The following is a 12,856-nucleotide window of genomic DNA, read 5'->3' on the forward strand; positions in this document are numbered from 1 at the left end:
GGTCGAACCTGCCTGTTTTGTTTTGAGATGAGGGCTTCTTGCCTATTGGCGGGTCAGGCTTTCGCTCTTGCAGATGAGGCCACCCATTACACAACCGGCCAGCGAAAGCGTGCCGCCTTTGGCTGTGGCTTTGCCATTATATGTCTTGCCCTCGTCCAGCTTGTTGACGGTGCCCTTGTAAGAGCCGTCTTTGCCTGCCATCGAGCCGATCGACTTACCCTTATATTCGCCGGTCAGGACAGTACCGCAATATTTGTCGCCGCCGCAGGACGAATATTGGATAATCGTGCCGTTCGGGCGCTTCCACGAGCCGACGATTGGCTCTTCCGCCATCGCGGTTCCCGTCATAAGAGCGAGGCTGGCGCATGCCAGCAGAATCTTGAATTTCATAATGTCCTCCCGGTGAAGCGAACCAAACTCTCCCGCCGGTTCGCATAGTGCTTACGCGCACGTAAAGGTAATTGAAAATGTCGGCGAAGGGAAGTGGCCTATCCACGAGGAAATGCTGGCGTTCCGCAGCTCTTTTCACGGTCAGATAGTTGCAGTCGAAAGGGGGAGTGCCAGTTTCCAACGTGATACTTGGTTAGCAAAGGCTTGAAATCGCACTTGCGCATTTTAGGTGATTTTTCGGAAAATGCCCGTATTTGCTGGTCTGTTATATTTAATGAATTCCGAAGTTTACGAGTTGTTTTTGTTTTGTTTGATCCCGGTTAATCATGCCTTTTAACAGCAATTTCAAGCCTCTCCCGCATTATCGGAAGCATCAAAAGGGCACGCCAAAACAACAAACAGGGCGGTTCTCAGAAGTCTGACAGGGCTTTCGTTTGAAATACGAATTGGGTTCAACAGGGGTTTGGTAAAATGGCACGCTTCGATCTTCAAAATCTTGAAAATGGCCACATCGGCGGTACAGCTCAAGCTGATATTCTCTTCGAAATGGGCATCATGTATGCAACCGGTCGTGATTGCGCGGTCGATCTGGTTGCTGCGCACAAGTGGTTCAACATTGCTGCAATCAAAGGTTGTGATCGCGCAGCTGAACTGCGTGCCGAAATCATGGCAACGATGTCGAAGGCTGATATTGCGGTAGCCCTGCGTGAAGCACGCGAATGGATGACGTCGCACTAGCTTTAAGAAACTCCAATAAAAAGGTATAAAATTTTAATCAAAAGCGGTTCATTTGTGCTTTTTTGCGAATGACAATACCAATTGCCTAGCTTCGGCACTGAACTGGTGGAATATTTTGTTCGACTGGTAAAATAAATGGTATATTTCTGACATATGTGCTTTGACAATTTTCAAGCTTTTCGCGTATTGAAGATGCGGTGAATTGCTACAACCTGCGCGTGTGCGCACTTAATAATGAAAACGGAAAACACATGTTGGACGATTTAGAGAGGTTGTTATCAAGTTTAACTGAAGCTCAAACACAACTCATATTGATGTGTGCAAAATCAAAAGCATTCCCCGACAATAATACTTTGCAGAAGATTGCCACACTTGAGCTGAACATTGCCGCCGTCGAAACGGCTATTGTCAACCTGCCAACTAAGGCTGGATAGACTATATCCAGCCCGAAATATATTTTATGTTACAGTATTTATAGTAAAGCATGTACCGTAAAGCTGATTTTAAGATCGAGAATCGCAATAATGAAGAGACAAGCGGTTCGCTGATTAGATCAAAATCCGGCCCGAGCTAATCATTTGTTTCGAATCGGACAAGTGACGACTTTTCTTTAACTTGCGATCCTTCTGTTACGATCTCCGCGATTTTACCATCATGTGGAGCGGTAATGGTGTGTTCCATTTTCATCGCTTCCAGCACCAGCAATATTTGACCCTTTTTGACCGTATCGCCAGCCGAGACGCGCACTGATTTAACCAGCCCGGGCATTGGTGCACTAAGGCGGTCGCCCGCATTTCCCGCAGCTTCAGCCAGAATGAACGGATCGGCTATCGCGAAGATCGAGACTGTACCGGTGGCAATCACGGCAATGCCGTTGGGTATCTTTGCTGTCTTGGCCCGGAGATTGATACCTTTACCTGTCATATGCCAGCCGGTTGCTTCCCGCCGGACTTTCACTTCAAGAATGCTGCCGGGGCTCGAAACTGCAAACCGCTCGTCGTCAATCAGAGCTACTCCATACCGCACGGGCTTTTCCTCTTCGGAAAGCGTTACGGGATAGATGGACGAACCGAGATGGTTATAGCCGCGCAAGGCAGTCCATGGGTCGTCGGAAGTTGAGCGTTCCAGCAAGCCGCTGGCTGCAATGATCGCCAGTTCTTTTGCACCGGCAGGTATGGTTGATGGCGCAACAAGACCGGCAAGGTCGCGATCAATCAGGCCCGTATCTACATCGCCGCTGCTGAAACCCTGATGACGGATCAGCGCTGCAAGAAAGGCCAGGTTGGTCGTTGTTCCTGCGATTTCGGTTTGTATCAACGCGCTTTCCATCGCTGCCAACGCTGTTGTCCGGTCCGGTGCGTGGACAACGACCTTTGCGATCATCGGATCATAGAAGGGTGAAATCGTATCGCCTGCGCGTACGCCCGTCTCGATGCGAATATCGCCATTGGTAATGCTGCTCGGGAAAGCCAGATGGTGCAGCGTGCCTATGGCGGGCAAAAAGCTGCGGGCAGGGTCTTCCGCATAAAGCCGTGCTTCAACAGCGTGGCCATTCAGCGGAATTTGCTTTTGCGTCAGCGGCAGCTTTTCACCAGCAGCAACGCGTAACTGCCACTCAACAAGATCAAGTCCGGTGATCATTTCCGTAACGGGGTGTTCAACCTGCAGGCGCGTGTTCATTTCCATGAACCAGAACCGGTCAGGCTTCAGTCCTTCGGTTGCATCGACGATAAATTCGATCGTTCCCGCGCCTGAATAGTTGATCGCCAAAGCTGCCTTGACCGCAGCACTGGTCATCGCCGCCCGCATTTCGGCGGTAATGCCGGGGGCGGGGGCTTCCTCGATAACTTTTTGATGGCGACGCTGCAGCGAACAATCGCGCTCATAGAGGTGAACCGCATTGCCGTGATTATCGCCGAAAACCTGCACTTCAATATGGCGTGGTTTTGCTACGTATTTTTCAACCAGAACGCGGTCATCACCAAAAGCGCTTTTTGCCTCACGCCGTGCACTGCCCAATGCCTCAGCAAAATCATCGGGACTATCGACCTTGCGCATGCCTTTGCCGCCACCGCCGGCACGGGCCTTGATCAGCACCGGATAACCGATTTCGCGTGCCTTGGAGGCGAGCACTACAAGCTCCTGCGCTTCGCCGTGATAGCCGGGAACGACCGGCACTCCTGCCTTTTCCATCAGGCGCTTGGCAGCATCCTTCAGGCCCATGGCGCGGATAGAGTCGGCGCTCGGTCCGATGAAAATGAGGCCAGCCTTTACCACTGCATCAACGAAGCCGGGGTTTTCCGAAAGAAAGCCATAGCCAGGGTGGATAGCCTCAGCGCCGGTGGCCAGCGCTGCCTCGATAATACGGTCGGCGCGCAGATAGCTATCGGTAACAGGTGCAGGGCCGATATTGACCGCTTCGTCAGCCATGGCGACATGCAGTGACTGCGCGTCTGCATCGGAGTAAACCGCAACAGTGCCGATCCCCATGCGCTGTGCGGTACGAATAACGCGGCAGGCAATTTCACCGCGATTGGCAATGAGGATTCTGGAGAACATTTTTGTCATTATTGCATCTCGCTTGTTGGGCATATGCATTGTGTATGGTTCGACAGGCTCACCGTGAGGAAGTTCGGTGTTTTGCAATCACGCCTTTCAACCTGAAACACTTTGGCTCCTGCATTCCTCCGCCCTCCCTCATGGTGAGCCTGTCGAACCACGCGGAACCGAGCTGCTAATATGGCGAAGACATCGGGCAATGGGGTTTCCATCCCATCACATCCTGAACATGCCGAAGCGCGTATCTTCGACCGGAGCATTGAGCGCGGCAGAAAGTGAGAGCGCCAGCACTTCGCGGCTTTTAGCGGGGTCGATAATACCGTCATCCCACAGCCGCGCCGAGGAATAGAGCGGATGACCTTCGCGCTCATATTTCTCAAGAATTGGCGCACGGAATGCAGCTTCCTCGGCAGCGGGCCATTCGGCGCCTTTGCGCTCGATCCCCTCGCGTTTGACCAGTGCCAGAACCGTTGCCGCCTGTTCGCCGCCCATGACCGAGATACGGGCATTCGGCCACATCCAAAGGAAGCGTGGCGAGAAAGCGCGGCCGCACATGCCGTAATTACCCGCGCCAAATGAACCACCAACGATCATCGTCACTTTCGGCACACGGGCAGTCGCTACAGCGGTAACGAGTTTCGCACCGTCCTTGGCAATACCGCGTGCCTCATAGGAGCGCCCGACCATGAAGCCGGTAATGTTTTGCAGGAACACCAGTGGGATACCGCGCTGCGTGCAAAGCTCAATAAAGTGGGTGCCCTTGAGTGCGCTCTCGGAAAACAGCACACCATTATTGGCGATGATACCGACCGGCATTCCATAAAGATGTGCAAAGCCGGTAATCAGCGATGTCCCATAATTCTGCTTGAACTCGTCGAACTCTGATCCATCGACAAGACGGGCGATCAGTTCACGCGCATCGTAGGGCTGGCGCAAATCAGTCGGCACGACGCCATAAAGTTCATGTGGATCGTAAAGCGGCGGAATCACTTTGCGAAGGTCGAGCCCTATCTCTTTCTTTCGATTCAGGTTTCCGACGATCCGCCGCGCAATGGCAAGCGCGTGGGTGTCATCCATTGCATAGTGATCGGCAACGCCGGACTCCCGGGTATGCACCTCGGCACCGCCAAGATCTTCCGCCGAAACCTCCTCGCCGGTTGCGGCCTTGACGAGGGGAGGGCCAGCCAGAAAGATTGTCGCCTGACCTTTGACCATAATCGTCTCTTCGGACATCGCAGGCACATAAGCGCCGCCCGCCGTGCACGAACCCATGACCACGGCGATCTGCGGAATGCCTGCTGCCGACATATTGGCCTGATTGTAGAAAATACGGCCGAAATGCTCGCGATCCGGGAAAACCTCATCCTGATTGGGCAAGTTTGCTCCGCCACTATCCACCAGATAAAGGCAGGGCAAATTGTTCTGCATCGCGATTTCCTGCGCCCGCAAATGCTTCTTTACGGTGAGGGGATAATAGGTGCCGCCTTTGACCGTCGCGTCGTTGATGACGATCATGACTTCCTTGCCGGAAACACGTCCGATCCCGGCGATCATTCCGGCGGACGAGATATTGTCGCCATACATGTCCCACGCTGCAAACTGCCCGATCTCAAGAAACGGCGAACCGGCGTCCAGCAGCTGCGCCAGCCGTTCCCGTGGGAGAAGTTTGCCGCGTGATGTATGCCGTGCGCGCGCCTCGTCCGTACCGCCCTTGCTGACTATTTCCGCCTTGGCCCGAATATCGCCGACAAGTGCACGCATGCGCTCGGTATTTGCCGTAAAGGTCTCTGATGCAGTGTCGATCTGGGACTGAAGTATGGTCATGCGGTCTCCTGAGGCTAATCAATGCTTCTGGCGAGGGTGAGGTCAGGCGCTTTCGGCAAACATCTCCCGCCCGATCAACATGCGCCGGATTTCACTTGTACCGGCACCGATCTCGTAAAGCTTGGCATCACGCAGCAGGCGCCCGGTCGGATAATCATTGATATAGCCATTGCCGCCTAGCGCCTGAATGGCTTCCAGTGCGCACCATGTGGCCTTTTCGGCTGAGTAGAGAATGCACCCGGCAGCATCCTTGCGGGTGGTTTCGCCGCGATCGCAAGCCGAAGCCACTGCGTAAACGTAAGCGCGCGATGCATTCATTGTCGTATACATATCGGCAAGCTTGCCCTGCATGAGCTGGAACTCGCCGATTGGCTGACCGAACTGTTTGCGTTCATGCACATAGGGAACCACAACATCAAGGCAGGCAGCCATGATGCCGATAGGCCCGCCAGCCAGCACGACACGTTCATAATCGAGCCCCGACATCAGGATTTTGACGCCTTTACCTTCTTCGCCGAGGACGTTTTCAAACGGCACCTCGCAATCCTCGAATACCAGCTCGCAAGTGTTGGAGCCACGCATTCCCAGCTTGTCGAGTTTTTGAGCCGTAGAGAAGCCCTTGAAGCCTTTTTCGATCAGGAAAGCGGTCATTCCGCGCGATCCGGCAGAAGGATCGGTCTTGGCGTAGACGACCAATGTATTGGCATCGGGACCATTGGTGATCCACATTTTGTTGCCGTTCAGTACATAGCGGTCATTCTTCTTGTCGGCACGCAGTTTCATTGAAACCACATCCGATCCTGCACCGGGTTCCGACATGGCCAATGCACCGACATGCTCACCCGAACAGAGTTTCGGCAGATATTTTTCCTTCTGCTCGGTGGTGCCCCAACGGTTGATCTGGTTGACGCACAGGTTGGAGTGAGCGCCATAGGAAAGCCCGATCGAAGCCGAAGCCCGGGAGATTTCTTCCACCGCGATGGTGTGGGCGAGGTAGCCCATTCCAGAACCGCCGAAATCCGGGTCGGCTGTCATGCCAAGCAGGCCAAGCGCACCCATTTCCTGCCAGAGATGCATGGGAAACTGGTTGTTCTTATCCGTTTCCTCGGCAAGTGGTGCGACTTTTGCCTGCGCAAACCGATGCACGGTCTCGCGCAATGCTTCGATCTCTTCAGAAACTCCGAATTTTAGGCCCGACTGATACATTGCGTCCTCCCGCTTCAATTGTTTCGATCTTCTTGGCGCCAACAAGGCGCAATCCCAACTCGACGTAATTTTCGGCAACTTCGCTGGCCGTCAGCCGGTCATCCGCGCGGAACCAGACATTGACGCCCGTAGTCATTGCGATGATTGCCCGCGTCGTCAGCGCTATATCGGCAATGTCGAATTCGCGTGTTGCTACACCGTCGTCGAGTATATCGCGCAAGCTGCTTTCATAAGTCGAACGGAGGTTAACGATTGTCGCTAGATTGTCGACGGACAGACTGCGCAATTCCATATTGGCAATATGCACGTCGTCGCGACGCTCCACGTGATACTGGATATGAAACCGGATGAAGGCAGCGAACCGCTCGCGTACACCGGAGGCCTTGCCGCTTTCCTGCTTCCAGGCACCCAGCAAGCGGTCCATGTGGTCGCGCATCACTGAAAAAAGCAATTCCTGCTTGTTTGGATAGTACCGGTAAAAGGCAGCAGACTGTACGCCGACTTCTTCCGCAAGCTGGCGCATGGACATGGCCTCATAACCAATGCGCGCGATCAGACGCTTCGCTGCCGCATCAATAGCGCTGCGTGTTTTCTCTCCATCTGATCCAGTCGTGCGGGCCATGAACAGTTAATAAAACGAACGTTCAATTAATTCAAGAGGGCGCCTGTTAGACCAACGTAGAATAGTGAGGTTGGATCAATGTCTGTAGGGTCAAATTTATTGCGAACCGAATATTCATTTTCAGCGAGTTGATTTCATGACGAATGTGCGATGTTTCCGGCGGATTGCCGCCACTATGGCTACAATTTTTGTGTCGATTTTTTCCAGTCTCCCTGCCAATGCTCTGACCATGAAAGAGTGCAGTGTCAAATACAAGGCTGCGCAGAGCGCCGGCGAGGCGGGAGGCATATCCTGGAACGAATTTCGGAAAGCACAATGTTCCGCGCCGATGGCAGATGCCGAAGCGAAGGCTGATGATGCAAAACCGGAAAAAGCCGAGAAGGAAAAACCTGCGAAGAAAGGCAATCCGGTCGAGAAGGCCGCTTCTGGTTCCACCACATTTCCGTCTTCCATTGCCGCCAAATTCGCCAATGAAAAACCCGCAAAAGCTCGTATGCACACATGCCTCGAGCAGTACCATATCAACAAGAATGCCAATACGTTGGGTGGCACGCGCTGGATCGAAAAGGGCGGCGGTTACTACAAGTTATGCAATGCCAGGTTGAAGGGCAACGACTAATGTCTCAACCCGCTGCACGCTTAGGTCGCTTGAAGTCGGATGATGGCAGTGGCACATTCAATGGCATGGAAACTCGTGTCGCCTTGCTGGAAAAATCATTTGAGAAGATGGATGTCAAACTGGACACCGTCGTTCAGGACATTGCGGGTCTAAGGGGTGATATTGCATATCTGAAAGGCAAGGTTGATACCCTCCCATCAGCAATGGCATTTGGTGAACTCTCGGCAAAAGTTGATAGCCTACCTTCTGCTCAGGCATGGGGGCAATTAGTGGGGCGTGTCGAAAGCCTGCCGACGACTGGAAAGCTGGCCAGCATGCTTGCAATTGCCGTAGGTTCAATCGCGGTCATCAACAATTGGCCAGCTATTATTGCTGCAGTTTTCTGATCCTATGAAGATTGACAGCCCGGCTTTGCCGCCGGGCTCCACGCCATTGAGTATTCAGCGCAATGTTTTGAACGCTTTGCGCAGTTCTTCGGTGAAAAGCTGCGGTTCTTCCCAAGCGGCGAAATGACCGCCTTTATCAACCTCATTAAAATAGATCAGGTTGTGATAGCTTTTTTCAGCCCAGCTCTTGGGTGTGCGGTAAATCTCTCCCGGAAACACGGTGATGGCCGTTGGAAGCGAAATGTCCACAGCATTGAAATTATTGGCATTGTTCTCCCAGTAAAGCTGCGCTGAGGAGATTGCGCTGTTGGTCAGCCAATAGAGGGTAATGTCGTCGAGCATTTCATCTTTTGTGAGCGATTTCCCGGCATCGCCGCCGCTATAGGTCCACTGGTTGAATTTATCGAACATCCAGGCAGCCAGACCAACCGGCGAGTCCGACAGGCCGTAGCCAACCGTTTGCGGGCGCGTTGTCATCATGCTGCCATAGGCACCATTCTTGGAGAAGAAGGTATTGAGGGCATCATAGGCGGCCTTTTCGGCTTCGCTCAATCCGGCTGGCGCAGGCTCGCCGAGTATCATCGCTCTTGCTGCTTCTGGCGGCACGGTTGCTGGCATGTTCACATGAATGCCAAGTAATCCTTCCGGCTTCTGTCGGGCCATCTTATCAGAAACAACAGAGCCCCAATCGCCGCCTTGGGAAACATAGCGCTTATAGCCAAGACGCTTCATCAACACGTCCCATGCGAGGCCGATGCGATCCGCATCCCAACCGGGTTCCGTCGGCTGATCCGAGAATCCGTAACCGGGCATGGATGGTATAACAACGTCGAATGCATCTTCTGCGGTTCCGCCATGGGCGGTCGGATCGGTGAGAGGGGCGATCACTTTCAGCAGTTCCAAAATGGAACCGGGCCAGCCATGGGTTATGATGACGGGCAGCGCGCTATCATGCTTTGAACGAACGTGAATAAACTGGATATTAAGGCCGTCAATCTTTGTGACGAACATGGGAAGCGCATTCAGCTGCTTCTCGATTTTGCGCCAGTCATAATCGGTGCCCCAATATTCGACCAACTCCTTGAGCTTTGAGAGCTGCACGCCTTGAGATTGGTCGCTGACAGTTTCCTTGGCTGGCCAGCGTGTTGCGAGAACCCGCCTGCGTAAATCGGCAAGGTCGTCTTCAGGAACATTGACGGTGAAAGGTTGAATGGCATCGCTTTCGGCGGCGGAAGCCATTTGTGAGCCAAGCAGATTGAACGAGCCGGCGGTGACGAGCAGGGCAGTGGCGGACGTGGCGAGAAAGCCGCGCCGTGTAGGCACAAGCATGGTGGAGGACATGGATATAACTCCTTAAATGACGGAACGAGGCTGGAATGCAGCGTCCCGTGCACAAGAAGGCGAAGAGGTATCGCAATTGTGTATCGATTGAGCGGATTTGTAACTGACTGTACGAACAGGCAAATTGGTACAGTAGGATACAAAGAACCGGGCTTCAAAAGCCCATGCTACTCAAGTTATGTCGTTGTCAGCCGCGTTTGAAATCCAGCGCTTTAAAGGCTGTGGCTGCCACCACAATCCAGCCGAGGATTAGCAGCGAACCGCCAAGCGGTGCAGCAAAGGCAAATAGCCGATCGCCGTTGAAGTCGCGGGAAACCAGATCGCCGATGAAGAACAGCAGGCCAAGCACCAATACCAACCCGCCCAGATAGGATGCACGGCTCAGTTTTCCGAGCAGTGAAAGCGACAGGAATGCCGGTGCATGGATCAAAAGGATTGGCGCTATGGTCGCCATATGACCGCTGGTGCTATGTGCTGCGGCGGCATAAGCAGCAATGCCCGCAGCGCCGAACAAGCCACCCAGACCAGCAAAAACCCGATTGATTTCCATTTTATTCTCCATTTTGCTGCGCGGCCTGCAAAGCCAAAGGCAATTGCTGCTCGAAAATATCAAGCTCGGCATCCAGTCCGACACTGACCCTTATGCAGCGGTCGAGCCCCGGTGCCATTGGTTTGCGCACGAACACGTCCTGCTCAATGAGCTTGTTTAATACGGAAAGCGCGTAAGTGCCGTCCCGCCCGCAATCGATGGTGACGAAATTGGTGGCCGATGGAATAGCCTTCAAACCGTTCGCAGCAGCGATTGCACCTATGCGATTTCGACCGGATATGATCTTGCCAACGACCTTTTCCAGATAATCCTGATCATCCAGTGCGGCCAATGCTGCAATCTGGGTCAGCTTGTTCATGCCGAAATGATTGCGGATTTTATCAAATGCGGTGATCTGCTTTTCCGCGCCAATAGCATAGCCGCAACGCATACCCGCCAGCCCGTAAGCCTTGGAGAAAGTGCGCATCCGCAAAACATTGCTGCGCGAAATGTCGATTGCAGGTTTGGCACTTGCGGGTGCTGTCTCGCCATATGCTTCGTCAAGGATAAGCATCGTCGTTGGCGGCAGCGCATCGATGAAACGCTCGATCTCAGGTGCATCCCACCATGTACCCATGGGATTGTCAGGATTGGAAAAATAGACCAGCGGCGCATTTTCGCGTTGAACTGCATCAAGCAGAGCGTCCAGATCTTCCCGGTCATCACGATAGGGAACAGTCACCAGTCGCCCGCCAAAGCCCGCCACATGGAAGTTGAATGTGGGATAAGCACCCAGAGAGGTCACCACGGGTGTGCCTTCACTGACATATTGGCGAACGGCGAGCCCAAGCAGCGTGTCAACACCTTCACCTACAACGATATTTGAGGGAGCAATGTCGAGATGGTTTGCCAGTGCCAGCTTCAGGTCAAAGTTCTCCGGATCGGCATATTTCCACGCATCGGAAGCATGTTCCTGCATTGCAGCAATCACTGATGGGGCAGGACCGAAACCGTTTTCGTTCGCGCCCAGCCGGGCACGAAATGGGCCATTGCGTTTACGCTCAAGCGCTTCCGGTCCGACGAATGGCACAGTGGAGGGCAGGGAATCTATCAGGGGAACAAGCTTTGGGTCCATGAGCAAAGCGATAGCAGTTTTCTTTATCTAAACCAGCAAAACTTGACCTGAAATCCTCCAAAACTTATCAGATTTTTTCGTTTTTCCATCGTTGCCCTGCCGCTCCCGGCCTTTGGCGACAACGCCTTATGTTTCAGCCTGTCGCATGACGTGTGCCGTCAATTCGGAACCAAACCATGTATCAGGCGGTTTTTCAGCCAGTGGGACAACTGGAATAAAACAGAAAGGCCACGAAATGAAAAAGGTTCTTGTACTGACTGCGGCGGTATTGTTCGCCACCTCCAGTCTCACATTTGCACAGGATGCTGTGGTTATTGAAGTTCCACAGAGTGCGCGTGATTACGTGATTGCCAATCCATCCGATCCTGTCGTTATCGATGATGAATTATCGCAGGGTTATGTCGTACCGGAAGACGTTGTTGTGCGTGAAATTCCGGAAAGCCCGGGCTACGGCTACATCTACGTAGATGGGCGTCCGGTGATCGTGTCACTGGAGAATCGTCAGGTTGTCTATCTCTCCGACACAGGTGGCCCGAGTAGCGGAGGTGAGTTTCCCGACGAGGTTCTCACCTATGTGGAGAAACATCCAAGCGAGCCGGTAGTGATCGAGGGTGACGTGACAACAGGGACAATGGTGCCCGCGGATGTCCCTCTGGTCGAGGTGCCTGATCAGCCACGTTACTCATATATCTACGTGGATGATCGCCCGGCATTGGTTGAAACCGAAACACGCCGCATCGTTTGGGTTCGTTAGATTAAAATGCTCTGAGGGGAGACGCAGCGTCGCCGGGTCAAGCCGGCGGCGTTGTCTTATCGCCGGTGATGGCGGTGATATCGCCCACCACCATAAAAAATAATTGGCGGATTATTGAAGCGCATATCATCAAACTGGGCGCGGGATGCGGCGCGCCGATCCAGTTCCAGATTGAGCAGGCATGAGGCAAAGCCATCGCCACCAAGCTTGAAACCATAGGAAGAACAGGTCTGGTTATCGAGCGCCCGGCGTTCCGCGGGTGTCATTGTCGTGCAACCGGCTATCAAAAGTACCGCGAGCAGCGCCGATCCAGTCAACAATCTCATGATATCCTCCACTGCGAACAGCAGTCAGTTATGCGATGCATTATGGAGCGTTTATATCACTGCTTTTTGTAAACGAACAGCAGCCCAGCCGCGCACCAGTTTGTCATTTTTCAACAAGAATGGAGAAATCGGTTTGATTGGAAAGGGGCAGGCCAGTGAGCGAAACTCAGACGAGCAGAAGGCCGACTACCATCAAAAGGATAATCGCTCCTGCCATTATTGGCAGAAGCGAGAAACTTGACGTAGTTGTTTGAGGTCTCAGTACCAATTCGGCAGGGCCAGAAGAACGGTGGCAGCTAATTGGGTAACGACCAGAAACGCAACCAGAGGAATAAACCCGTCACTGATTTTGCGGTTGTCATTGGCAGCGCTTGTCATGTGCATCTCCCGATTTGACGGCCTCGGAATACTGAGGTCATGATCGTTA

14 protein-coding genes are annotated in these 12,856 nt (G+C 53.2%); 5 read left to right on the forward strand and 9 right to left on the reverse strand.

All coding sequences use genetic code 11. The features are described 5' to 3' along the window. Window positions 1-42: 42 nt before the first annotated feature. On the reverse strand, window positions 43-390 hold the full coding sequence (locus tag ABKW30_RS24665) for a DUF2147 domain-containing protein (RefSeq protein WP_348601598.1): 348 nt from the start codon (window positions 388-390) through the stop codon (window positions 43-45). 471 nt (window positions 391-861) lie between these two features. Between ABKW30_RS24665 and ABKW30_RS24670 the strand changes: the two genes are divergently transcribed. Together ABKW30_RS24670 and ABKW30_RS24675 are read left to right on the forward strand one after the other, a co-directional pair. Next, a complete protein-coding gene (locus ABKW30_RS24670) occupies window positions 862-1,128 on the forward strand; it encodes a sel1 repeat family protein (RefSeq protein ID WP_348601599.1) in 267 nt (88 codons plus the stop codon). Window positions 1,129-1,379: 251 nt separating this feature from the next. Next, window positions 1,380-1,562, forward strand: a complete 183-nt coding sequence (locus tag ABKW30_RS24675) for a hypothetical protein (RefSeq protein ID WP_348601600.1) — start codon at window positions 1,380-1,382, stop codon at window positions 1,560-1,562. A gap of 136 nt (window positions 1,563-1,698) precedes the next feature. Here the strand turns inward: ABKW30_RS24675 and ABKW30_RS24680 are convergent, their stop codons facing one another. The 4 genes from ABKW30_RS24680 to ABKW30_RS24695 form a co-directional block, all read right to left on the reverse strand. Beyond that, a complete protein-coding gene (locus ABKW30_RS24680) occupies window positions 1,699-3,687 on the reverse strand; it encodes an acetyl/propionyl/methylcrotonyl-CoA carboxylase subunit alpha (protein ID WP_348601742.1) in 1,989 nt (662 codons plus the stop codon). A gap of 216 nt (window positions 3,688-3,903) precedes the next feature. Then, window positions 3,904-5,511 (reverse strand): carboxyl transferase domain-containing protein, encoded by a 1,608-nt coding sequence (locus ABKW30_RS24685; protein ID WP_348601601.1) that lies wholly within the window; start codon window positions 5,509-5,511, stop codon window positions 3,904-3,906. Window positions 5,512-5,553: 42 nt separating this feature from the next. Then, window positions 5,554-6,717 (reverse strand): isovaleryl-CoA dehydrogenase, encoded by a 1,164-nt coding sequence (locus ABKW30_RS24690; protein ID WP_348601602.1) that lies wholly within the window; start codon window positions 6,715-6,717, stop codon window positions 5,554-5,556. Further along, entirely contained in the window at window positions 6,683-7,339 is a 657-nt protein-coding gene (locus ABKW30_RS24695) for a TetR/AcrR family transcriptional regulator (RefSeq protein WP_348601603.1), read from the reverse strand. The genes ABKW30_RS24690 and ABKW30_RS24695 overlap by 35 nt, the downstream gene beginning before the upstream one ends. 175 nt (window positions 7,340-7,514) lie before the next feature. Between ABKW30_RS24695 and ABKW30_RS24700 the strand changes: the two genes are divergently transcribed. Then, window positions 7,515-7,958, forward strand: coding sequence for a hypothetical protein (locus tag ABKW30_RS24700; RefSeq protein WP_348601604.1), 444 nt, complete (start codon window positions 7,515-7,517; stop codon window positions 7,956-7,958). Further along, a complete protein-coding gene (locus ABKW30_RS24705; protein WP_348601605.1) occupies window positions 7,958-8,344 on the forward strand; it encodes a hypothetical protein in 387 nt (128 codons plus the stop codon). Before ABKW30_RS24700 ends, ABKW30_RS24705 begins: the two co-directional genes overlap by 1 nt. A gap of 54 nt (window positions 8,345-8,398) precedes the next feature. Here the strand turns inward: ABKW30_RS24705 and ABKW30_RS24710 are convergent, their stop codons facing one another. The 3 genes from ABKW30_RS24710 to ABKW30_RS24720 all read right to left on the reverse strand — a co-directional run bounded on the left by ABKW30_RS24710 (window position 8,399) and on the right by ABKW30_RS24720 (window position 11,355). Further along, complete coding sequence (locus ABKW30_RS24710) at window positions 8,399-9,685, reverse strand: epoxide hydrolase (RefSeq protein WP_348601606.1); 1,287 nt, start codon at window positions 9,683-9,685, stop codon at window positions 8,399-8,401. 187 nt (window positions 9,686-9,872) lie between these two features. Continuing rightward, entirely contained in the window at window positions 9,873-10,235 is a 363-nt protein-coding gene (locus ABKW30_RS24715) for a DUF423 domain-containing protein (RefSeq protein ID WP_348601607.1), read from the reverse strand. Window position 10,236: 1 nt separating this feature from the next. Then, the gene (locus ABKW30_RS24720; protein WP_348601608.1) at window positions 10,237-11,355 is read right to left on the reverse strand and encodes a pyridoxal phosphate-dependent aminotransferase; all 1,119 of its coding nucleotides are present in this window, start codon (window positions 11,353-11,355) and stop codon (window positions 10,237-10,239) included. A gap of 229 nt (window positions 11,356-11,584) precedes the next feature. Between ABKW30_RS24720 and ABKW30_RS24725 the strand changes: the two genes are divergently transcribed. Next, entirely contained in the window at window positions 11,585-12,103 is a 519-nt protein-coding gene (locus ABKW30_RS24725; RefSeq protein WP_348601609.1) for a DUF1236 domain-containing protein, read from the forward strand. A gap of 56 nt (window positions 12,104-12,159) precedes the next feature. On the opposite strand, the gene ABKW30_RS24730 is transcribed toward ABKW30_RS24725, so the two are convergent. Continuing rightward, the gene (locus tag ABKW30_RS24730) at window positions 12,160-12,429 is read right to left on the reverse strand and encodes a hypothetical protein (RefSeq protein ID WP_348601610.1); all 270 of its coding nucleotides are present in this window, start codon (window positions 12,427-12,429) and stop codon (window positions 12,160-12,162) included. Window positions 12,430-12,856: the final 427 nt, after the last annotated feature.

Source organism: Phyllobacterium sp. SB3, from assembly GCF_040009165.1.
In the GTDB taxonomy this organism is placed as follows: Bacteria; Pseudomonadota; Alphaproteobacteria; order Rhizobiales; family Rhizobiaceae; genus Phyllobacterium.